The organism is Citrobacter sp. CK189 (genome assembly GCF_030333505.1).
Classification (GTDB): Bacteria; Pseudomonadota; Gammaproteobacteria; order Enterobacterales; family Enterobacteriaceae; genus Citrobacter_B; species Citrobacter_B koseri.
Genome location: NZ_JAOWFV010000038.1, coordinates 947,407 through 971,200, shown reverse-complemented (window position 1 = coordinate 971,200; position 23,794 = coordinate 947,407). Strand labels below are relative to the sequence as shown.

Genomic DNA, 23,794 nt, shown 5'->3' with positions numbered 1-23,794 from the left:
ATCTGTATCGCATCCGAGTATATCAGCACTGGTACAAGCCTCAGTTCCGAAAAGGACGCGTGTTAGTATAATTAAGACAAATACGTATAATCTGGCGCTGATAGTAGCACCCACAGAGAAAGGCGGGTAAATCAATTTCACTTTGCCTTTTCATTTGCTCATTCCGCAGACAACATAAGACGCAAACGCCCGCCCGCGCCCCAAATTTGGCACTGCCATGACTCGCAGCGTTGGCTTAATTGGTTCAGGTAGGTATTGCCCAATGTGCCCAGCGGAACGCCATTACTGATCTGTACCTGGTGAGAACCGGTATTTAACGTCGCATTCAGGCCTGCTGAAACCAGTATCAAATTTTTAAGACCGCTGTGGTAATAACCCACTAATAGCGGAAACTGTCCCGGCAAATTCGCCTGCCGAAGCAGATGATTGACCTGTTTCAATAACGCCCCCAGTTCCGGCAAACGCTGATTCTGATGAGCGAGCTGTTCCTGCAATAAGCCATTAAATAGCGCCCGCAGTAATAACGCGGCCAGTACACCATTATCCCCTGCCCGCGTCACGTCGAGGCAATAAAAAGCGAGATCGTTATCAGACAGCGGCGCAATATCCAGCACCAGACCGGGTTTGTCTGCCGCAACAAGTTGGCGGTAATTGATTCGGCAATGCGAGATAACCTGCTGAACCGGAGGTTGCAACTCCTGCAACAGCTTTGCTGCCGCCACCGGGTTATCAACCATCGCATCCCAGTCCCGAAACAGGCGTTCTTCTTCTTCAACCCGAGAGTTAAACATATTGGGATAGAGGCAGGCGAAAACGGTTTCCCGCAGACGATTGAGATCTTTCACTGGCTTTAGCAGGACGTCCTCAACGCCCAGTCGCAGCGCTTTGGCGATATCTGCCATATTTTCTGTCGCCGAGATAACCAGAATGGGGGTCTGATCGCCCCGATTACGTAAATGCTCTACCAGTTTGAGACCGTTCATCCTTGGCATCGCAAGATCGCAGATCATCAGATCAGGCGTAAAACTTCCCAGTAACTCCAGGGCGTCAAGACCATCGCCCGCCAGTGCCGTTGTCGCTCCCAAAGAGGAAAACCACGAATCCAGAAGCGAGCGAAATACAGGCTCGTCCTCCACAATAAGAATCTGTTTTCCGACCAATGGCTGCGTCATGTTTTCTCCCCTGACTGGCTTTAGTAAATAGTGGCATGCTATTGCCGCTCGCGCCTGTCAGAATTTGCTTAAGTGTGTATAAAAGGTGCGTTAAACGTCGGTACGCACCAAAGGCAAAAGTTCGTCCATCTTTTTCTCTACCGCCAGTTGTCCCGCAGCAATAGCGGCACTGGCACGGTGGAAGTCCAACGTGGATATTTGCGGACAGAACGGTTGAATCAGAATATCCGGCGGGTCGCCTGCCATTCGGTTGCGTTTAAGGCGGTTTTCCAGCACCTGAATGGACGTTGTCATAATCTCCATCGCCGTTGGTGCGGTGACCGCACGGCGTGAAGTCATGCTGCTGAGGCGCTCTTTCAAACGCGCATGCCAGGAGAGCGAATCATCACTCTCGTCGTTATCATTGCTGACATTCAAAGACAGAAGATCTTGCTGCATGAGGTGCGCATCGTGCTGAAGATCGACCGCAATAACAATATCGGCGCCCATCGCACGCGTCAGAGAGACAGGAACAGGGTTAACGACGGCGCCATCCACCAGCCAGTAGCCGTTATGCGCCACCGGAGACATCAGGCCTGGCATACTGCAAGACGCGCGAACCGCAAGGTGCAGGTCGCCTTCGGTAAACCACAATTCTCGCCCTGTACTCAGGTTGGTCGCCACCGTACCAAAACGTCGGGTGCATTGTTCAAAATCCAGTACCGGCATAACGTTCCGGTACTGATTGAAGACGCGCTCGCCGCGCAGCAACCCTCCTCTGCGCCAGGAGAGATCCATCAGGCGCAGGACATCCCAGTAACTGAACGAACACACCCACTGTTCAAGCGCGGGCAGTTTATTGCAGGCGTATGCGGCGCCAACCAGCGAACCAATTGAACATCCCGCCACGATATCGATATCAATGCCCATGTGTTTCAGGGCTTTGATGACACCAATATGCGACCATCCTCTTGCGGCGCCGGAACCTAGCGCCAGCCCTATTTTAATTTTTCTCATCGTACGTAAAAACTTCCCCTGGCTTCCAGACGTAGCAACATCGTCACCACTCGGTTAACATAGCGCTACCCTGGCGTTTGTACGCCGTTTTTTTTATCCAGGGAGATGATTGTGTCTCAGCTTTGTCCCTGCGGTAGCGCTGTCGAGTATAGCCTATGTTGCGGCCCTATTGTGTCCGGTGAGCGAGTTGCACCCGATCCGTCACATCTCATGCGTTCTCGCTACTGCGCTTTTGTGATGAAAGACGCAAATTACCTGATTAGAACCTGGCACCCCGCGTGTGGTGCAACCGCCTTTCGGGACGATATTGTCGCGGGGTTCGCCCATACTGAGTGGCTTGGGTTGACCATTTTTGAAGAGAGCGGGTCAGACGCGGAAAACACAGGGTATGTTAGTTTTGTGGCCCGTTTTATCGAACAGGGAATACCCGGCGCGATTATTGAACGTTCGCGTTTCTTAAAAGAAAACGGTCAGTGGTACTATATTGACGGTACGCGCCCCCAGTTTGGTCGAAACGATCCCTGCCCCTGCGGGTCCGGCAAAAAATTTAAAAAGTGCTGCGGCTAAAACGCCTGACAGTGCTGATACAGCAAACACATTAAACAGGATTTACCCGGTAATGCATTCACTACAACGAAAAGTTCTGCGCACTATCTGCCCCGATCAGAAGGGCCTCATCGCGCGTATTACAAATATCTGCTACAAGCACGAACTCAATATCGTGCAAAACAACGAATTTGTTGACCACCGGACCGGGCGCTTCTTTATGCGCACAGAGTTGGAAGGCATTTTTAATGATGTCACGCTGCTTGCCGATCTCGACAGCGCATTACCGGAAGGTTCGGTACGCGAGTTAAATCCTGCCGGGCGTCGCCGCGTCGTCATTCTGGTCACCAAAGAAGCGCATTGTCTGGGCGATCTGTTAATGAAAGCCAACTATGGCGGGCTCGACGTTGAGATTTCCGCCGTAATCGGCAACCACGAAACCCTGCGACCTCTGGTTGAACGTTTCGATATTCCTTTCGAGCTGGTCAGCCACGAAGGGTTAACGCGCGACGAGCACGATAAACAGATGGCGGACGCCATTGATGCGCACCAGCCTGATTATGTCGTGCTGGCTAAGTATATGCGCGTCCTGACGCCGGAATTCGTTTCCCGCTTCCCGAATAAGATTATCAATATTCACCATTCGTTCCTGCCGGCTTTTATTGGCGCACGTCCTTACCATCAGGCTTATGAGCGTGGCGTGAAAATTATCGGCGCTACCGCGCACTACGTGAACGATAATCTGGACGAAGGCCCGATCATTATGCAGGACGTAATTCATGTCGATCACACCTATACGGCTGAGGATATGATGCGTGCAGGGCGTGATGTTGAAAAGAATGTGTTAAGCCGCGCATTGTATAAGGTGCTGGCCCAGCGTGTGTTTGTTTACGGGAACCGCACCATCATTCTGTAATCGTCAACGATATGAATTGATTAGCTTTACTCCGTTACGGATGAAAAGTACGCAAACAGTTCATTTTAAGCAAAGGAATGCTTTACAGCGGCGTGTCATTTGATATGATGCGCCCCGCTTCCCAACAGGAAGCAGGCCAGTACAAAGCATTACCCCGTGGTGGGGTTCCCGAGTGGCCAAAGGGAGCAGACTGTAAATCTGCCGTCATCGACTTCGAAGGTTCGAATCCTTCCCCCACCACCATCTCTTCGCAAGACCTCTACAATTTGAATTACCCCTGGTGGGGTTCCCGAGTGGCCAAAGGGAGCAGATTGTAAATCTGCCGTCATCGACTTCGAAGGTTCGAATCCTTCCCCCACCACCATTACTTCCTGAAAGCACACAAACTACTTTTAATAACCTTGCCTTATATTCTGTCCTCACGGGGAAGGATGAGAAGCTTCGACTAAGGTTCGATTCGAGCGGAAGCGAGAAAGCGTTGCCGAAGGCAACGACCCGAAGGGCGAGGCGCAACGCGCCGAGTAATCCTTCCCCCACCACCATTACTTATCTGTTGCACCCCAGCCAAATTAAATTCCTGTACTCCATATTTTGCCCGGTGGCACTCCGTTTACCGGGCCTACATGATCACATAACCACATGTTATGTCCGATCGTAGGCCGGATAAGGCGCAGCCGCCATCCGGCAGACAGGCATAAAAAAACCCTGCCGAAGCAGGGTTTAGCCGCACGCAAAGCCGTATCAGCGACGGGCACGCACGACCTGGTATTTACGCGTCAGGTACTCGACCGGCGCGCTCCAGATGTGAACCAGGCGCGAGAACGGGAACAGCAGGAACAACGTCATCCCCAGCACCAGGTGTAGGCGGAAAATGAACGCTACGCCCTCTAAATGCTCAGACGCGCCGCCGTGGAACGTCACCACAGATTGTGCCCATCCCACCAGTTTCATCATTTCGCTACCGTCCATATGTTGCGCAGAGAACGGAATAGTCAGCAGTCCCAGCGCGCACTGAATTACCAGCAGAGAAAGGATCAAAATATCCGCTCCCGTGGTCGTTGCACGCACGCGTGGGCTGAACAGACGGCGTTTGAGCAGCAGTACACCACCGACCAGCGTCATCACGCCACAGGCGCCGCCGGCAATCATCGCCATTTTCTGCTTCACTTCAATCGGCAGGAACGCTTCGTACATCCAGTGCGGCGTCAGCATCCCCAGGAAGTGACCCGCGAAGATCCCCAGAATACCGAAGTGGAACAGGTTCGAAGCCAGGTTCATCCCTTTGCGATCCAGCATCTGGCTGGAAGCCGCACGCCAGGTGTACTGACCGTAGTCATAGCGCAGCCAGCTGCCAATCAGGAACACTGACCCGGCAATGTACGGATAGATATCAAAGAAGAACATATTCAGGAAGTGCATTATTGCTGTCCTCCGGTGGTGATATTCAAATATTGCGGAGCGACAGCCCCGGCAAAACGACGCTGGTGAGCGGAAATCTCCGACTCGCCGCAACCCTGCTCAGCAAAGAATTTCACCTGTTCTTCTTCCCAGACGGCATCCAGTGCTTGCGGGGTATCGTCACGGACTTCATCCGCAATTTTCTCTGCCACTTTGTCGCTGTCGATAACGGTATTAGCCAGCTTCAGCAGCAGATCGAACAGCACCGCATAGCGACTTTCCCGCTGTTGCAGACGTGCGCCCAGCAACGCCAGAATCGGCGCGATGTCCTGCAAGCCGCCAAGCGCGTCGTTTTTCGGCAACTGCGCCAGATACTCCAGATACAGCGGCAAATGGTCAGGCAACTCACGACTGTCGAGTTGCAGGCCGTGCTGCTCGTACTGCGCCATCAAATCGACCATTGCCTGGCCGCGATCGCGGGATTCGCCATGAACATGCTCAAACAGCAACAGCGACGTGGCGCGACCGCGATCAAACAGTTCGCTGTAGCTTGCCTGTACATCCAGCATCTCCTGCGCAGTGAGATCGCGCAGGAAAACCGCCAGACTCTGGGCATCTTCTTTATCCAGGTTTTCGGATGACGCGAGTGCATCGAAAAGTTCCTGTTGATGCTGCCATAAGGCAGCATCCGGGTACTCGAGCAGACGCGAAACAATGACGAGTTCAATCATTGGTGCGGCTCCGTTTTGCTGCTCACATCGATGGCATCAATGCGGCGGCTGTTGAACAGGTTGAATTTGGTATCTGAACCGTGGCAACCATCGCCGAACGTAAAGCCGCAACCGCTTTTCTCCGGGAACGCCTCACGCGCCAGCTCACGATGGCTGCTAGGGATAACGAAACGGTCTTCATAGTTCGCAATTGCCAGGTAACGGTACATTTCCTGCGCCTGCGCTTCGCTCAGACCCACCTCTTCCAGCGCGCGGGTATCCAGTTTACCGTCAACGGTTTCCGCACGTTTGTAGTGACGCATCGCCAGCATACGTTTCAGCGCCAGCAGTACCGGCTGGGTATCGCCTGCGGTCAGTAGGTTCGCCAGGTACTGAACCGGAATACGCAGGCTTTCCACGTCCGGCAGGATGCCGTTGCTGCCCAGTTCGCCGGCGTCCGCCGCAGACTGAATCGGTGACAGCGGCGGCACGTACCAGACCATCGGCAGCGTACGGTATTCCGGGTGCAGCGGCAGCGCCAGCTTCCAGTCCATCGCCATTTTGTAAACCGGGGACTGCTGCGCCGCATCGATAACGCTCTGCGGAACGCCGTCTTTCAGCGCTTGTTCAATGACCGCCGGATCGTTCGGATCGAGGAACACATCCAGTTGGCGCTGATACAGATCTTTCTCGTTCTCGGTGCTGGCTGCGCTTTCAATCGCATCGGCGTCATACAGCAGCACGCCAAGGTAACGGATACGACCCACGCAGGTTTCGGAACATACGGTCGGTTGACCCGCTTCAATACGCGGATAGCAGAAAATACACTTCTCGGACTTCCCGCTCTTCCAGTTGAAGTAGATCTTCTTGTACGGGCAACCGGTGATGCACATACGCCAGCCGCGGCATTTGTCCTGATCAATCAGGACGATGCCGTCCTCTTCACGCTTGTAGATGGCGCCGCTCGGGCAGGTCGCCACGCACGCCGGGTTGAGGCAGTGCTCGCACAGGCGCGGCAGATACATCATGAAGGTGTTTTCGAACTGGCCGTACATCGCCTTCTGCATGTTTTCGAAGTTCTGGTCTTTGGCGCGTTTTTCAAATTCGCCGCCCAGAATTTCTTCCCAGTTCGGACCGCTGGTGATTTTGTTCATCCGCTGACCGGTGATCAGCGAGCGCGGGCGCGCAATCGGCTGATGCTTGCTTTCCGGCGCGGTATGCAGGTTCTGGTAGTCGTAATCAAACGGCTCGTAGTAATCATCAATGCCTGGCAGATGCGGGTTAGCGAAGATTTTACCCAGCAGCATCGCGCGGTTGCCCATGCGAGGTTGCAGTTTGCCGTTAATTTTACGGACCCAGCCGCCTTTCCATTTTTCCTGATTTTCCCAGTCGTTCGGGAAACCGACGCCTGGCTTACTTTCCACGTTATTGAACCAGGCGTATTCCATACCTTCACGGCTGGTCCAGACGTTTTTACAGGTCACTGAACAGGTGTGGCAGCCGATGCATTTATCGAGATTCAGCACCATGCCGACTTGTGAACGAATTTTCATTTTACGCTCTCCTGTACCTGGTCATTGCCTTCGCCATCCAACCAGTTAATGTTCTTCATCTTACGCACCACAACAAACTCATCACGGTTTGAACCGACCGTACCGTAGTAGTTAAAGCCGTAGGCCAGCTGCGCATAGCCGCCGATCATGTGGGTCGGCTTCGGCGTGATACGGGTTACCGAGTTGTGAATACCGCCGCGCTGCTGGGTAATTTCTGAACCCGGCAGGTTAACGATACGTTCCTGCGCGTGGTACATCATGGTCATCCCGGCCGGAACACGCTGGCTTACCACCGCGCGTGCCGTCAGCGCACCGTTGCTGTTAAAGACCTCGATCCAGTCGTTATCTTCAATACCCAGATCTTTGGCATCGGTTTCGCTCATCCAGACAATCGGCCCACCGCGCGACAGCGTCAGCATCAGCAGGTTGTCGCTGTAGGTAGAGTGGATACCCCACTTCTGGTGCGGCGTCAGGAAGTTGAGCGCTTTTTCCGGGTTGCCGTTAGATTTCTCACCCATCACCGCTTTCACTGAACGCGTGTCGATTGGCGGACGGTAAACCAGCAGGCTTTCGCCAAAGTCACGCATCCACTGATGATCCTGATACAAAGACTGGCGGCCAGACAGCGTACGCCACGGAATCAGCTCGTGAACGTTGGTATAACCGGCGTTGTAAGAGACGTGTTCATCTTCCAGGCCAGACCAGGTCGGGCTGGAGATAATCTTACGCGGCTGCGCCTGAATATCGCGGAAGCGGATTTTCTCTTCTTCTTTATTGGTCGCCAGATGCGTATGGTCGCGACCGGTGAACTCACTCAGCGCCGCCCAGGCTTTCACCGCTACGTGGCCGTTAGTTTCCGGCGCCAGCGTGAGGATCATCTCGGCGGCATCAATCGCGGTATTCAGCATCGGCTGGCCTTTTGCCGGGCCTTCAGCTTTGGTGTAATTGAGCTTGCGCAGCAAATCCATTTCGCTCTGAGTGTTCCAGGCGATGCCTTTGCCACCGTTGCCGATTTTCTCCATCAGCGGGCCGATAGAGGTAAAGCGCTCATACGTCGCCGGGTAGTCGCGTTCCACCGGAATGATGTGCGGCGCGGTTTTACCTGGGATCAGGTCGCACTCGCCTTTTTTCCAGTCTTTCACGTCCAGCGGCTGCGCCAGTTCGGCAGCGGAGTCATGCTGAATCGGCAGCGTCACCACATCGGTTTCTTTGCCAAGGTGTCCCACGCAGACTTCAGAGAATTTCTTCGCGATGCCTTTATAGATTTCCCAGTCGCTTTTCGATTCCCAGGCCGGGTCAACGGCGGCAGACAACGGGTGAATAAACGGATGCATATCCGAGGTATTCATGTCGTCTTTTTCATACCAGGTCGCGGTCGGCAGCACGATGTCGGAGTACAGGCAGGTGCTCGACAGACGGAAGTCCAGCGTCACCACCAGGTCCAGTTTGCCGTCAAGACCGTTATCCTGCCATTCCACTTCTTCCGGCTTCACGCCGCCCTGCATACCCAGATCTTTGCCCTGAATACCGTTTTCCGTACCCAGCAGGTACTTCAGCATGTACTCATGCCCTTTACCGGATGAACCCAGCAGGTTCGAGCGCCAGATAAACAGGTTACGCGGGTGGTTTTTCCCGTTTTCTGGCTGTTCCGCCGCAAAACGAATCGAGCCTTCTTTCAGCGATTTCACGGTGTAATCCACCGCCGTCATCCCGGCTTTTTCCGCTTCACGCGCGATGTACAGCGGGTTGGTGCCCAGCTGCGGCGCAGACGGCAGCCAGCCCATGCGTTCAGCACGCACGTTGAAGTCGATCAGATGACCGCTGTAGCGGGATTTATCCGCCATTGGCGACAGCAGTTCCTGCGCGGTAACCGTCTCGTAGCGCCACTGGCTGGAGTGGTTATAGAAATAGGAGGTGCTGTTCATGTGACGCGCCGGACGCTGCCAGTCAAGAGCAAACGCCAGCGGCTGCCAGCCAGTCTGCGGACGCAGTTTTTCCTGGCCGACATAGTGCGCCCAGCCGCCGCCGCTCTGACCGATACAGCCGCAGAACACCAGCATGTTGATAAGCCCACGATAGTTCATATCGAGGTGATACCAGTGGTTCAGGCCGGCGCCGACGATGATCATTGAACGACCATGCGTCTTATCGGCGTTATCCGCAAATTCACGGGCGATACGGGTGATTTGCGCACGCGGTACGCCGGTTATCTGCTCTGCCCACGCCGGAGTATAGGCTTTAATGTCGTCGTAGCTGGTTGCGCAGTTTTCGTCGTTCAGACCGCGTTCCAGGCCATAGTTCGCCATCGTCAGATCGTAAACGGTAGTCACCAGCGCGGTGGTTCCGTCTGCCAGTTGCAGGCGTTTCACCGGCAGCTTGTGCAGCAGAACGTTTTGCAACTCGACTTTGTTGAAGTGTTCAGTGCCTTCACCGCCAAAGTACGGGAAGCCCACTTCTGCGATATCGTCCTGGCTACCCAGCAGGCTGAGTTGCAGTTCGGTTTCCTCGCCTGACGTACCGTCACGCTGTTCGAGGTTCCATTTGCCTTTCTCACCCCAACGGAAGCCAATAGAACCGTTCGGCGCAACCATATCGCCGCGGGTGTTGATGGCAACGGTTTTCCATTCCGGGTTGTTTTCCTGACCCAGCGCGTCAATAAGATCGGCGGCGCGCAGCATACGGCCAGCGGCATAGTAACCATCGCGTTCTTCAAGCATCACCAGCATCGGCATGTCGGTATAGCGACGGACGTAATCGGTGAAATACTGGCTCGGGTTATCAAGGTGGAATTCACGCAGCATAACGTGGCCCATCGCCAGCGCCATCGCGGCGTCAGTCCCCTGCTTCGGCGCCAGCCACAGGTCGCACAGCTTGGCGATTTCAGCGTAGTCAGGCGTAACGGCAACTGTTTTGGTGCCTTTGTAACGCACTTCAGTAAAGAAGTGGGCATCCGGGGTACGGGTCTGCGGAACGTTAGAGCCCCAGGCGATGATGTAGCTGGAGTTGTACCAGTCAGCGGATTCCGGTACGTCCGTCTGCTCGCCCCAGGTCTGCGGAGACGCAGGCGGCAGGTCGCAGTACCAGTCGTAGAAGCTCAGGCAAGTCCCGCCGATCAGAGACAGGTAACGCGCGCCGGATGCGTAAGAGACCATCGACATTGCCGGAATCGGCGAGAAGCCCGCCACGCGATCGGGACCGTAATTTTTAATGGTATAAACGTTGGATGCCGCAATCAGTTCGTTCACTTCCTGCCAGGAAGAACGAACGAAGCCACCACGACCACGCGCTTGTTTGAAGCTTTTTGCTTTATCGGCGTCTTCGATGATGGAAGCCCAGGCTTCTACCGGATCGCTGTGCAGTTTTTTCGCATCACGCCACATTTTCATCAGGCGCTTACGCATCAGCGGATATTTCAGGCGGTTTGCACTGTAGAGATACCAGGAGTAGCTCGCGCCGCGCGGGCAGCCGCGAGGTTCATGGTTCGGCATATCCGGGCGGGTGCGCGGGTAGTCTGTCTGCTGGGTTTCCCAGGTGACCAGACCGTTTTTCACATAAATTTTCCAGCTGCAAGAGCCGGTACAGTTTACCCCGTGGGTTGAACGCACGACTTTGTCATGCTGCCAACGTTGGCGGTATCCATCCTCCCAGTCCCGGTTTGTTTCGAGAAGCTGGCCGTGCCCATCGGCAAAGGTTTCGCCCTTCTGTTTGAAGTAGCGAAACCGGTCCAGGAATTTACTCATCGGGTTTCTCCTGTTTGGAGCCTGACGGCTCTCTGATAAATCGACATTGCTGGATTGGCTGTGAAGGTAACGCTCTGAAAGGGCGTCAGAATTGATAACGATCAAGGCAGACGGGGATGAAAATCGGGGGTGTTTTTTGACATACCCCTTAAGGAGGATGATTTTTATTCACTCAACATACTGATTAATATGAATATTTTTAAATTAATACATTATGTAAATGTTAAATTCTTTATAAGTGGGTATTAAGGGGTATGCCCCCTGCAAGGCATAAATGAACGCTGTTCTGACAAACCAGCGCTGTTTATTTATAAATAAGTATGTTGTAACTAAAAACAGGCCAAAAAAAGCGCGGTCTAACGCCGCGCAATGGATAATCAAACAATTACTTTTTTATTTTTTAGAATGACGTCCGTATACCGCCCAGGTGATGACTACGCAGGCGATATAGAAAATCAGGAACACTTTCATCGCATCGACCGGTGAGCCGGTTAATGCCAGAGATGTCCCGAATGCTTTCGGAATAAAGAAACCGCCGATTGCGCCAATCGCAGAGATAAAGCCCAATGCGGCTGCGGTATCGGTCGCGGCTTCACGCAGCGCTTTCTCTTCAGAACCCCCTTCCGCTTTAACCCTGTCCATCGTCAGCTTACGGAAAATAACGGAGATCATCTGGAAAGTAGACCCACTGCCCAGCCCGGCAGTCAGGAACAACGCCAGGAAGACAACGAAGAAGGCGATAAAGCTGCCGCCCTGGCCGTTAGAAGGCAAGGTCAGGAACAGTAAGGCGCTGAAAATCGCCATCAGCACAAAGTTAACCAGCGTCACCCGCGTTCCGCCCAGACGGTCGGAAATTGCCCCGCCCGCAGAACGGGCCAGCGCGCCGATTAACGGGCCGAAGAAGGCATAATGCAGGATCTGTACTTCCGGGAACTGTGTTTTAGACAGCATCGCAAACCCGGCGGAGAAGCCGATGAATGAACCGAACGTCGCCAGATACAGCAGGCTCATCATCCACAGGTGCCCACGTTTAAGTACCGGCAACTGATCTTTCAGCGAAGCCTTCGAGGTCGCCAGCTCATTCATACCGAACCAGGCGGCCAGGGTGAAAATGGCCAGGAACGGCACCCAAATCCAGGCGGCGTTCGCCAGATACAGCTGCGAACCGTCCGGCTGTTCCACACCGTGACTGCCAAATACGGCAAAGACAGACAACGAGACCACCAACGGCGCGACCAGCTGCATAACGCTCACGCCCATGTTGCCTAAACCGCCGTTCAGACCCAGCGCACCGCCCTGTTTCTGTTTTGGAAAGAAGAAGCTGATGTTAGCCATGCTGGAGGCAAAGTTCGCGCCGGCAAAACCGCACAGCAGAGAAATCAGAATAAAGGTGCTAAACGGCGTGGAGGTGTCCTGCACGGCAAAACCTAACCATACGCAAGGAATGACCAGAATCCCGGTGCTGAACGCCGTCCAGCGGCGGCCGCCAAACAGAGGAACCATAAAGGAGTACGGCACACGCAGTAATGCGCCAGAAACAGACGGCAAGGCGGTCAGCATGAACAGCTGATCGGTGGTGAAGTTAAAACCGACCTTCGGTAAATTCACCGCGACGGCGCTGAATAACATCCATACACAAAACGCCAGCAGCAAACAGGGGACGGAAATCCACAGGTTGCGGCTGGCAACACGATGACCACGCTGTTCCCAGAAAGCGGGATCTTCCGGCCGCCATTCTGTGATTACAGCTCCAGATGCCCTTTCGGGGGCAGATGAGTGACTCATAGACACCTCTGTTACTCGATTCGATGTCTGCCACATTAGGGTTTACAGCCGGGGGTAAGTTGATATAAATCAAAGGAAAAGCCGTCATTATTCGCGGCTAAAAATTATCATGCCCCTTAGTGAGTAGGCTTTGTCGACAAAAAAGATGTGGTTTTTCACGGTGCTGTATAACCCTACCCCCCGGCTTCGCGATCCCCTCCCACCACCAGCAATTAAGAGGTAACTCGTTATAGGTATGGGTATACTCCAGGGTATGGCTGAGAATAACGTCACTGTCGAAACGCCCCTCGGTGAGCATCCCGGCAGAATCGTCATTCATTAAGGTTTCCTGAGCAGGAAGCCTGAAGGAAGAAGTCTACATGTTTAAACGTTGTCTCTCTCCACTCACGCTGGTCAACCAACTGGCGCTTATTGTTCTCCTGTCCACCGCTATCGGTGTGGCGGGCATGGCTATCTCTGGCTGGCTGGTTCAGGGCGTACAAGGCAGCGCCCATGCGATCAACAAGGCCGGTTCGCTGCGTATGCAGAGCTATCGCCTGCTGGCAGCAGTGCCGCTGAGCGCCCACGACCAAAAGCTGCTGGATGAGATGAAACAGACGGCGTTCAGCCCTGAACTGACCCGCGCTGCGGAACGCGACGGGCAACAAGAGCAGCTTCGCGCACTACAGGACTACTGGCATACGGAACTGGCGCCAGGGCTGCAACGCGCGCAGGACAGAAACGCCGTTGCCGGCGATGTTATGCGTTTTGTCACCGGTCTGGATCGGTTAGTCACCGCCTTTGATCACACGACCGAGCTGCGCATTGAGCGCGTGGTGATGGTGCATCGATTAATGGCCATCTTTATGGCGCTGCTGTTCGTCTTTACGATCATCTGGCTACGGGCGCGCCTGCTGCAACCGTGGAAACAACTGCTTTCGATGGCGCGAGCCGTCAGCCAGCGCGACTTCACCCAGCGGGCGCATATCAGCGGGCGCAATGAGATGGCGATGTTAGGCTCAGCGCTCAACAACATGTCGGAAGAGCTGGCCGAAAGTTACGCCGTACTGGAACAACGCGTGCAGGAAAAGACGGCCGGGCTGGAGCATAAAAACCAGATCCTCTCATTCCTGTGGCAGGCCAACCGCCGCCTGCATTCCCAGGTGCCGCTGTGCGAGCGCCTCTCCCCGGTGCTGAACGGCCTGCAAAACCTGACGCTGCTGCACGATATTGAACTGCGGGTTTATGACCTGGAAGATGAAGATAATCATCAGGAGTTCACCTGCCAGTCCGACAGCAGTTGTGATGACAAAGGGTGCCACCTCTGCCCGCGCGGCGCGCTGCCCGCGATCAACGGCGGCACCACGCTGAAATGGCGACTTACCGATGCCCATACGCAATACGGCATTCTGCTGGCGACGCTGCCGCACGGGCGCCATCTGAGTCACGATCAGCAGCAGATGATTGATACGCTGGTCGAGCAATTGACCGCTACGCTGGCGCTGGACAGAAATCAGGAACGCCAGCAACAGTTGATTGTGATGGAAGAGCGTGCCACCATTGCCCGCGAACTTCATGATTCTATTGCACAATCGCTCTCCTGCATGAAGATGCAGGTCAGCTGTCTGCAAATGCAGGGCGCGACGTTGCCGGAAAGCAGCCGCGAGTTGCTCAGCCAGATCCGCAACGAACTGAATACCTCCTGGGTACAGCTACGTGAACTGTTGACCACCTTCCGGTTACAGTTGACCGAACCCGGCCTGCGGCCTGCGCTGGAGGCGAGCTGTCAGGAATATAGCGCCCGATTTGGTTTTACGGTGAAGCTGGATTATCAGCTCCCGCCGCGACGGGTGCCGTCGCATCAGGCTATCCACCTGTTGCAAATTGCCCGCGAAGCGTTAAGTAACGCCCTCAAGCATTCCCATGCCGATGAGGTGGCCGTCGCCGTGGTGCAAAATGGCAATCAGGTCAAACTGACAGTAAAAGACAACGGCTGCGGCGTACCGGAAAACGCCGAGCGCAGTAACCATTATGGCATGATTATTATGCGTGACCGCGCGCAGAGCCTGCGTGGCGATTGTCGTGTACGCCGTCGTGAGACGGGCGGTACGGAAGTTGCTGTCACCTTTATTCCCGAAACAAACTTCACAGAAGTCCAAGGAGATACCCATGAGTAATCAGGAACCGGCTACCATCCTGCTGATCGACGATCATCCGATGTTACGGACCGGTGTTAAACAGCTTGTCAGCATGGCGCCCGATATTAGCGTGATCGGCGAAGCCAGTAATGGCGAGCAGGGTATTGAGCTGGCAGAGTCTCTTGATCCCGATCTGATCCTGCTGGATCTGAACATGCCGGGCATGAACGGTCTGGAAACCCTGGATAAGCTGCGTGAGAAATCACTGTCAGGCCGTATCGTGGTATTCAGCGTGTCCAATCATGAAGAAGACGTGGTGACGGCGCTGAAGCGCGGCGCAGACGGCTATCTGTTAAAAGATATGGAGCCGGAAGATCTGCTGAAAGCCTTACAGCAAGCGGCCGCTGGCGAAATGGTGCTGAGCGAAGCGTTAACGCCGGTTCTGGCCGCCAGCCTGCGGGCAAACCGCGCGACCTCTGACCGCGACGTGACCCAACTGACGCCGCGCGAACGAGATATCCTGAAGCTGATCGCCCAGGGGCTGCCGAATAAAATGATCGCCCGCCGCCTGGATATCACCGAGAGTACGGTCAAAGTGCATGTGAAACATATGCTGAAGAAGATGAAGCTGAAGTCACGCGTCGAAGCGGCGGTATGGGTGCATCAGGAACGCATCTTCTGATTACTCCTCCGGGAGCAGCTTCCAGCGCGGATCGTTATCGGGCATCGCCATAAACGGTTCAGTCAGTGATAGCGTGATCTCATTGGAGGAGACACGCTGGCCCTGCTCATCTTCAACAACGACCGACAGCCGCCAGCGATTTGTCGCCCCTTCGCTGCTGTCCCAGGCCGGCATGATAATGGTCCAGCCCTCTGCGCTGTCCGCCTTCGCTCCTGCCGTCAGACTCAGCGCCTGCGTATCGCCCTGCCATGTTACATGACGAACGCCATACCGACTGCGAATCTGCACCTTCAGCGGCACCGTCTCGCCAGGCTGGAGATCCCACGGCGGCGTCGCCAGAAAAACAGTGAGCGTTTTACGCTGACGGTACTCCATCGTCGGGAGATTATTGCGCTGCGGGTTATCATAGCGACTGCCGCGCAACGACTGACTCTCCGCCACCTCGCTGGCCGACAGCTGTTTGTTCAGCGGCACGCCAAAACGGTAGTTCAGGTTCAACCCCAGATTATTCTGGCTCACCCCGCTCTCGCCCTGTTTATGTTGCGCCGTTACCGTCACCAGCGGCACCGGCGTGTAATTAAGCCCCAGTTTTACCGCTACCGGATTATGGTATCCCGTGCCTGAGTCAAACAGATCCACCCGTTCGCCGAAATACTGTTCCACGCTGACGCTGGTGTTGAGGTGTTGATAAAACGGCATGCGCATCTGCGCGGTAACATCGTAGCCGCGCGCCATACGCTGCTCTAAGGCAGTGGTCTGTTCATGCCAGGAAGCGAAAGGCTGGTAGTAATTGGCGGATAATCGCAGGTATTCGCCCCACGCTTCCGCGCCAAATCCCGCCCGTTGCAGATTTTCATCCAGCAGGTTGTCATAAAAAGTGTTGTACCCTAACAGCCAGCCGTCACGCGCCCAGCGTTGGCCGATGCCGACATTACTGACCAGGCCATCGTCCTGCTGAGTCAGCCCGAGTTGACTCCAGGTCAGATACCGCGTGTTGTCCTGCCAGGGAATAAACCAGCCCCCACGACTGCCGGTAAAGCTCCCTTCGTTATCAATCCTGAGATCGACACTCGCATTCCCCCAGGGCGAAAGCCAGGACTCCAGTTGATGATTCACCTGTTCACTCACGGCGTCCCGCACCTGGCCAAACGCAAACTGACGCGCCTGCTCGCCGGTATCCAGCCCATTGTCGGTCATGCTCGCTTCGCCAAAGGCTTTCACCATCTCAGCAAACTGTTTTTCACCTTCGTGTGACTCAGGCGTCATGCCCAAATCAGGTAAACCATCCTGGTTGTTATCGAAGGGATTTTCCGCCTGTTGAATAAACGAGGATTGCGCGCTGGCAGTACCGCCTGCCAGCAGCAAGAGTATGCAAAGGGAAAGAGGGCGATAAACAATACGGCTCAAATTGTCAGCTGCTTTTACATTAAACGAATGAAATCTCACACTTAACTAAAACCATAACGTTTCCATCCGCGTTTTGCAGCCCTTTATCGCATTTTCAGGAGAATCCCAGGCTTCCGGCGGATGCCGTTTGCGCCAGCAGCGCTTTCAGCTCCGGTACGCATGAGCCGCAGTTGGTGCCGCAGCGTAATGTTTTGCCCAGCGCCTGAACGGAGTCGCACCCTTGTGCGATAGCCTGCTGAATAGCACACTCCCCCACGCTAAAGCAGCTACAGATAATGCGTCCCTGGTCGGGCATCCCGCCGCCTGGTTTGCCGCTCAACAGGCCATGCCGTTCAGGGGCGTTTTCCGGCGGATGGCGGAACGCAGCAATCACCGCCGCATCGTCTGTTTCGGGTTTTATCGCATCTGACCAGAACCCCAGCATTAATTGCCCCGCCTGCCAGGCCAGAATGTTCAGCCCTTGCGGCGTCTGCGCGGTCTGCAATTGCCAGCGCTGTTCGCGGCACATCGCCAGCAACCAGTCGCGATCGTCACGATCGCTTGCGAGAGTGAAACGCGCCACGCCTTCCGCCGCTTTACGCCACCAGTGAACAAAAGGAGGAAAGGTTATCTCTTCGCGGATGAACAGTTCCCCCTGCCAGCGCGGCTGCCACGGCGTGATGCGCACCGCAGTTTGTTTACTCTCCGGCTGCCCTGATTGAGGATCGCAGACGGGCGCGACCAGCGCATTCACCCTTCCCTGACGGGCAAAGCGATTATTCCAGTGCATCGGCGTAAACGCCGTCCCTTCCCGCAAGCCGGCCTGAATCACCACTCTGGCGACCATTACCCCACGCGAGGAGCTGATACGGCCAAATGCGCCATCCACCAGGTGAAAACGGGCGGCATCGGACGGTGAAACCTCAACAATCGGTTCGCTAATGTGCTGCATAAGCCGAACCACCGTTCCGGTTCGGGTCATGGTGTGCCACTGATCGCGCAGGCGGCCACTGTTTAAAATAAGCGGATAGAGCGCGTCACAGCGCGTTCTCATGCCCTCCGGTTCAACGGGCACCAGCCGCAGACGCTTATTGCGATGCCAGCCGTGAGCCAGGTCCAGCGCTCCGTGGTGACGGCTGACCGGCCAGCGGACAGGCGCCATTTCATCCCACGCCGCGCGGTTCAGATCCGCCAGCGCGCCAATATCAAACGCGCGGTCGCCGTCATTCTCAAACCCCGACAGCGCAGCGTGCTCCCGAAAGACATCCCACGCATCCTGCCAGGCGAATGCCTCGCCAAAGCCGAGTTGTTTCGCCATCTGCGCGACAATCCACCAGTCTGCTCTGGCCTCGCCGGGGGCGGTTAAAAATGCGCGCTGACGCGAGATGCGCCGTTCAGAGTTGGTGACGGTGCCGTTTTTCTCCCCCCAGGCCAACGCCGGAAACCGGATATGCGCCAGTCGACTGGTATCGGTATCGGCTACCACCTCCGAGACAATGACCAACGGGCAGGCAGACAGCGCCTGACAGACGGCATGAGTGTCCGGCAGCGATACCGCCGGATTCGTGCCCATGATCCACACCGCCTTCACCTCGCCGCGCGCGATAGCGTCGAACAGATCCACCGCCATCAACCCCGGCGTCTGCGCCAGCCGCTCCGTGCCCCAGAAACGGGCAACCCGCGACAGATCCTGTGGCTCAAAATTCATGTGTGCCGCCAGCTGTGTCGCCAGCCCGCCGACTTCACGCCCTCCCATCGCATTTGGCTGTCCGGTCAGCGAAAAGGGCCCGCAGCCTTCCCGCCCGTATTTACCGCTGGCAAGGTGTACATTAATGATCGCGTTACATTTATCACTACCGCTGGCGGACTGGTTAATCCCCATCGTGTAAAGGGTGATTGCGCGCGGCGCGGTCAGAAAACCATCATAAAACCGGCGGATTTCCGCGGGTTCCAGACCACAAAATTGCGCGACTCGCTCAACAGGCCAGCGGCTGGCGCGGGCAAACGCCGCCTGCGCATCATCAAAATCGACGTCATATTCGCCGCTTGTCGCGATAGCGTGCAGCAGCCCGACAAACAGCCCGCCATCGCTGCCGGGCGTCAGAGCCAGGTGCATATCCGCAATATCACAGGTGGCGGTGCGCCGGGGATCAATCACCACCACTTTCATAGACGGGTTCTCTTTTCGCGCCTGCACCAGGCGCTGATAGAGCACCGGATGCGTCCACGCCGCGTTCGAGCCGACCAGAATCACCAGATCGCTGCGCTCTATATCTTCGTAGCTGCATGGCACCACATCCGCGCCAAACGCGCGTTTGTAGCCCGTAACGGCTGACGACATGCACAGGCGCGAATTGGTATCGATATTAGCCGCACCGATAAATCCCTTCATCAATTTATTCGCCGCATAGTAGTCTTCTGTCAGCAGTTGCCCCGAGGCGTAGAAAGCCACCGACGTTGGGCCATATTGCGCGATGATGCTGCGCAGGCGCTCGCCCGCCGTGTTCAGCGCCTGCTGCCAGCTTACCGTTTCACCGTTAACCTGCGGGTGTAATAACCGCCCGCTCAGTCCGGTGGTTTCCCCCAGCGCGGCGCCTTTCACACACAGTCGCCCAAAATTGGCCGGGTGATCGGGATCGCCCTGAACCGTGACGCCCTGTTCGCTGACGCGGGCGATCACCCCACAGCCGACGCCGCAGTAAGGGCACGTTGTCCGGGTTTCATTCATGACGCCTCCGCACGCAGCAGTAGCGCCTGATTCCCTACCCATACCTTGCCTGCTTCGACTTTCACCGGCCAGGCGCGCACAACGGGCTCACCGCTGTCATACTGCCGACCATCGCGCAGGCGAATACGCTGTTTGTAGAGCGGTGAAATGACAACGGGTTCACCGCCGGCATCCCCCAGAATTCCCCGGGAAAGCACGTTTGCGTCGCTGCCGGGTTCATGGTTATCAAGGGCGTAAATCGTCTGACCAAAGCGAAACAGCGCAATTTGCAGGTTGCCTAAACGGGCGCCAATGCCCGCCTGCTCGGGGATCTCCTCCAGCTGACAAACCTCCTGCCAGGGTTTTGTCGGCAGGATGGTTCTCGCTGGCGTCGCCGGTTTCGCCAGCTGCGGCTGTCCACGTAGCATCTGGCGCGCTACGGCTTCATCCGGTTCGTCGCCGTTCACGCTAGAGCGGAACAGCGCCAGACGCTGCGGATCGTTCAGCGTGGTTTGCCATTCACACTGGTATGTTTCCACAATCCGCGCCATCTCCTGTTCAAGCTCGTCGCCGATACCCAGACTGTCGTGTATAACCACCTCACGCAGATAGTCGATGCCCCCTTCAAGATTATCCATCCAGGTGCTGGTGCGTTGCAGGCGATCGGCGGTACGGATATAGAACATCAGGAAGCGATCCACGAATTTAATCAGCGTGGCGTCATCCAGATCGCTGGCGAACAGATCCGCATGACGCGGCTTCATACCGCCGTTTCCGCAGACATACAGGTTCCAGCCTTTATCGGTGGCGATCACGCCAACGTCTTTCCCCTGCGCTTCGGCACACTCGCGGGTACAGCCGGAGACCGCCATTTTGATTTTGTGCGGGGCGCGCAGTCCCTTGTAGCGGTTCTCCAGCGTAACGGCCAGACCGGTTGAATCCTGAACGCCATAGCGACACCAGGTTGATCCGACGCAGGATTTCACCGTGCGCAACGACTTCCCGTAGGCGTGCCCAGTTTCAAAACCGGCGGCAACCAGATCGCGCCAGATATCCGGCAGTTGTTCGAGGCGCGCGCCAAATAAATCGATACGCTGCCCGCCGGTAATTTTGCTGTAGAGCTGATAACGTTTGGCGATTTCACCAATGGCGATCAGCCCATCCGGCGTCACCTCGCCTGCCGCCATGCGCGGTACGACGGAATACGAACCGTCTTTCTGGATATTGGCAAAGTAACGATCGTTGGTGTCCTGCAACGGCAGATGCGCAGGTTTTAGCAGATACTCATTCCAGCAGGAGGCCAGCACCGAGCCCACCAGCGGTTTGCAAATCTCACAACCATACCCGCGACCATAGCGGCTAATCAGCTGCTCAAAGGTGTGGATGCGGTTCACCCGCACCAGGTGGTAAATCTCCTGTCGCGAGTACGCGAAGTGTTCGCAGATATCCTTTTTAACCTCCACGCCCTGTGCCGCCAGCTGGAACTCCATCACCTGTTTCACCAGCGCGCTGCACCCACCGCAGCCGGTTGCCGCTTTGGTGCACTGCTTGATTGCGCCCATCTCCGTTGCGCCCGCGCTGACCGCCTGGCAAATATCTGCCTTGCTGACGTTATGACAAGAGCATATTTGCGCGCTGTCCGGTAATGCCGCAACGCCCAACGCTTTCGGCGCGCTGCCCGCTAAAGCAGGTAAAATCAGCGATTCCGGCTGTCCGGGCAGCGCCATACCGTTAAGCATCATTTGCAATAACGTGGCGTAATCCGCCGCATCACCCACCAGCACGCCGCCCAGCAGCGTCTTGCCGTCCGCGCTGACCACAATTTTTTTGTAGATTTGCTCCGGGCCATGCGTCCACTGGTAGCTTTGCGCGCCTGGCGTGCGCCCCTGCGCATCGCCGAACGAGGCCACATCCACCCCCAGTAATTTGAGTTTGGTGCTCATATCCGCCCCGCTGAACGCCGCATCTTCACCGGCCAACTGCGCTGCCGCCACGCGCGCCATCTGGTAGCCCGGCGCAACCAGCCCGAACACCCTGCCGTCCCAGAGCGCACATTCACCGATGGCCAAAACATCCGCGTCAGAGGTCAGACAGTGGTTATCAATACACACCCCGCCGCGTTCTCCGATACGAAGTCCGGCGCCGCGCGCCAGCGCATCCTGCGGGCGAATACCGGCAGAAAACACCACCATATCCGTCTCCAGACGTTCACCATCCGTAAACACCAACTGTAACCCTTGCAGGGTGGAGTCAATTTCCGCAGTGGATTTTGAGGTATGCACGCTCACGCCCAGCGCCTCGATTTTTTCGCGCAGCATCGCCGCGCCAGCGTTATCAAGCTGAACCGCCATTAACGATGGCGCGAACTCGACAACATGCGTCTCCAGCCCTAATTGCCGCAAGGCGTTCGCCGCCTCCAGCCCCAACAGCCCGCCGCCAATCACCACCCCACGGCGAGAGTGTTTTGCCTTCGCGGCAATTGCATCCAGATCGTCCAGCGTGCGATAGACGAAACACGCCGCCGAATCACCGCCTTTCACCGGCGGAACAAAGGGATATGATCCGGTTGCCAGCACCAGTTTATCCCAGTGCGTTTCATGTCCGCTGGCGGTGCGAATAACGCGGGCATCCCGATCGATCGCCGTGACGCATTGCGACAACCGCAGCTCAATACCGTGGCGGGCAAAAAAATCGCCTTCCACCAGCGAGAGCGATTCTGCGCTGCGCCCGGCAAAATACTCCGACAGATGAACGCGGTCATAGGCGGCATAACGCTCTTCGCCAAAGACCACAATCTGATAGTCAAGATGCAGATTGCGGCTAACGCATTGCTCAAGAAAATGGTGGCCAACCATACCGTGTCCAACAACAGCCAACGTGGGTTTTGTCATAGTCACCTGTCCTGCAGCCGCAGGCTGCGTATCGAATCTGTCGAATAACCAGTCAGGATTCGCCGACGCAGCCTGCGCCAGCAAATCAGTCAACGGCGCGGCGCTACGGCAATCGCCCATCAGCAGCACCCCCTGTAACCGTCCATTGCGGATCAGCAGACGACGGTAATGGCCGCTCAGCGGGTCAAATGTGCGCAGCAGGTCATCACCTGCCGTAGCGTTTACCTCCCCGGCGCTGAACAGATCGATGCCCGTCACCTTCAAACGCGTACCGCTGTCCTGCCAGTGAAAATCAGCGCCGGGGATTCCCGCCAGGCGGGCCGCCAGCACCTCCGCGTGCGCCAGACAGGGCGCGACCAGCCCCCAGGTCTGGCCGTCGATTTCACAGCACTCGCCTATCGCGCTGATCCCTGCCACCGCCGTGCGCAGTTGCCCGTCCACCACAATTCCACGCTGACAGGACACCCCGCTTGCCAGCGCCAGCGCCGTATTGGGTTTTACGCCAGTGGCAATCACCACGCGCGTTGCAGACAGCACGCAACCGTTCGTCAACGTGACGTCATCAGGCGTAATCCTGTCGATACCGGACGACAGCACGCAGTCAATCCCGCGTGCGGCAAGGTGTTCCGCCAGCAGTTCCCCGGCCTGCTCATCAAGCTGTTGCTCCATGAACCGATTGCCGCGATGAATTAACGTGACATTGTCACCTTTTAGTCGCAGCGCGGCGGCCGCCTCGACTCCAAGCACACCGCCGCCCAGCACGGCAACCGGCCCGCAGCCATGCAGGATGCTGTCCACATCGTTAATCGTGCGAAAAGCATGCACATGGGGTAAATCAGCGCCGGGGATCGGCGGAATAAACGGAACCGAGCCGGTGGCAAACACCAGCGCATCCCACGCCAGCGTTCGACCGGTGGTAGTGGCGGTACGCGCTATCGCGTCAACGGCGATGACGGCTTCCCCCGTCAGCACCGTGACGCCGTGGCGCTGATACCACTCAGGCGGATGCAGCAGCGTCTGCGCAAAGCGCTTTTCGCCGCCCAGTACGGGCGAAAGCTGAATACGGTTATACGCATGCTGCGGTTCTTCCCCCACCACGGTTATCGTGAAGGCCTGCGGCGCCTGCGCCAACAGCGCCTCCACCAGACGGGTGGCGGCCATCCCGTTGCCGATAATGACCAGTCGCTGCGTCATA

General features: G+C 56.3%; 14 protein-coding genes, 2 tRNA genes and 1 other RNA gene. 7 read left to right on the top strand and 10 right to left on the bottom strand.

The window, feature by feature from the left end; all coding sequences use genetic code 11:
* Window positions 1–158: 158 nt before the first annotated feature.
* The gene (gene rssB / locus OGV83_RS14480) at window positions 159–1,172 is read right to left on the bottom strand and encodes a two-component system response regulator RssB (RefSeq protein WP_012132193.1); all 1,014 of its coding nucleotides are present in this window, start codon (window positions 1,170–1,172) and stop codon (window positions 159–161) included.
* 90 nt (window positions 1,173–1,262) lie between these two features.
* Window positions 1,263–2,168 carry a patatin-like phospholipase RssA gene (gene rssA, locus OGV83_RS14475; protein WP_012132192.1) on the bottom strand — a complete coding sequence of 302 codons (906 nt, stop codon included), beginning with the start codon at window positions 2,166–2,168 and terminating at the stop codon, window positions 1,263–1,265.
* A 111-nt stretch (window positions 2,169–2,279) separates the two neighbouring features.
* Between rssA and OGV83_RS14470 the strand changes: the two genes are divergently transcribed.
* From OGV83_RS14470 to OGV83_RS14450, 5 genes are all read left to right on the top strand, one after another.
* Complete coding sequence (locus OGV83_RS14470; RefSeq protein ID WP_047464045.1) at window positions 2,280–2,735, top strand: YchJ family protein; 456 nt, start codon at window positions 2,280–2,282, stop codon at window positions 2,733–2,735.
* 52 nt (window positions 2,736–2,787) lie between these two features.
* A complete protein-coding gene (gene purU / locus OGV83_RS14465; RefSeq protein WP_049011367.1) occupies window positions 2,788–3,630 on the top strand; it encodes a formyltetrahydrofolate deformylase in 843 nt (280 codons plus the stop codon).
* Window positions 3,631–3,788: 158 nt separating this feature from the next.
* Window positions 3,789–3,873 (top strand) — tRNA-Tyr (locus OGV83_RS14460).
* 36 nt (window positions 3,874–3,909) lie between these two features.
* Window positions 3,910–3,994, top strand: a tRNA-Tyr gene (locus OGV83_RS14455).
* 46 nt (window positions 3,995–4,040) lie between these two features.
* A non-coding RNA gene (locus tag OGV83_RS14450) (RtT sRNA) lies at window positions 4,041–4,172 on the top strand.
* 199 nt (window positions 4,173–4,371) lie between these two features.
* On the opposite strand, the gene narI is transcribed toward OGV83_RS14450, so the two are convergent.
* From narI to OGV83_RS14425, 5 genes are all read right to left on the bottom strand, one after another.
* Window positions 4,372–5,049: a respiratory nitrate reductase subunit gamma gene (narI, locus tag OGV83_RS14445; protein WP_012132187.1), complete on the bottom strand. Its 678-nt coding sequence runs from the start codon at window positions 5,047–5,049 to the stop codon at window positions 4,372–4,374.
* On the bottom strand, window positions 5,049–5,759 hold the full coding sequence (narJ, locus tag OGV83_RS14440) for a nitrate reductase molybdenum cofactor assembly chaperone (protein WP_012132186.1): 711 nt from the start codon (window positions 5,757–5,759) through the stop codon (window positions 5,049–5,051). The genes narI and narJ overlap by 1 nt, the downstream gene beginning before the upstream one ends.
* Complete coding sequence (gene narH / locus OGV83_RS14435; protein WP_012132185.1) at window positions 5,756–7,291, bottom strand: nitrate reductase subunit beta; 1,536 nt, start codon at window positions 7,289–7,291, stop codon at window positions 5,756–5,758. Before narH ends, narJ begins: the two co-directional genes overlap by 4 nt.
* Entirely contained in the window at window positions 7,288–11,031 is a 3,744-nt protein-coding gene (locus tag OGV83_RS14430) for a nitrate reductase subunit alpha (RefSeq protein WP_012132184.1), read from the bottom strand. The genes narH and OGV83_RS14430 overlap by 4 nt, the downstream gene beginning before the upstream one ends.
* 393 nt (window positions 11,032–11,424) lie before the next feature.
* Window positions 11,425–12,816: a NarK family nitrate/nitrite MFS transporter gene (locus tag OGV83_RS14425; protein ID WP_024130296.1), complete on the bottom strand. Its 1,392-nt coding sequence runs from the start codon at window positions 12,814–12,816 to the stop codon at window positions 11,425–11,427.
* Window positions 12,817–13,175: 359 nt separating this feature from the next.
* On the opposite strand from OGV83_RS14425, the gene narX reads away from it, so the two are divergent.
* Window positions 13,176–14,972 (top strand): nitrate/nitrite two-component system sensor histidine kinase NarX, encoded by a 1,797-nt coding sequence (narX, locus tag OGV83_RS14420; protein WP_049010662.1) that lies wholly within the window; start codon window positions 13,176–13,178, stop codon window positions 14,970–14,972.
* On the top strand, window positions 14,965–15,615 hold the full coding sequence (gene narL / locus OGV83_RS14415; protein WP_012132179.1) for a two-component system response regulator NarL: 651 nt from the start codon (window positions 14,965–14,967) through the stop codon (window positions 15,613–15,615). Before narX ends, narL begins: the two co-directional genes overlap by 8 nt.
* Here the strand turns inward: narL and OGV83_RS14410 are convergent, their stop codons facing one another.
* The 3 genes from OGV83_RS14410 to nirB all read right to left on the bottom strand — a co-directional run bounded on the left by OGV83_RS14410 (window position 15,616) and on the right by nirB (window position 23,793).
* Window positions 15,616–17,022: a YchO/YchP family invasin gene (locus tag OGV83_RS14410; RefSeq protein WP_200073706.1), complete on the bottom strand. Its 1,407-nt coding sequence runs from the start codon at window positions 17,020–17,022 to the stop codon at window positions 15,616–15,618.
* A gap of 94 nt (window positions 17,023–17,116) precedes the next feature.
* On the bottom strand, window positions 17,117–19,729 hold the full coding sequence (locus OGV83_RS14405) for a nitrate reductase (RefSeq protein ID WP_286463865.1): 2,613 nt from the start codon (window positions 19,727–19,729) through the stop codon (window positions 17,117–17,119).
* Complete coding sequence (nirB, locus tag OGV83_RS14400; RefSeq protein ID WP_248622712.1) at window positions 19,726–23,793, bottom strand: nitrite reductase large subunit NirB; 4,068 nt, start codon at window positions 23,791–23,793, stop codon at window positions 19,726–19,728. The genes OGV83_RS14405 and nirB overlap by 4 nt, the downstream gene beginning before the upstream one ends.
* Window position 23,794 lies beyond the last annotated feature (1 nt).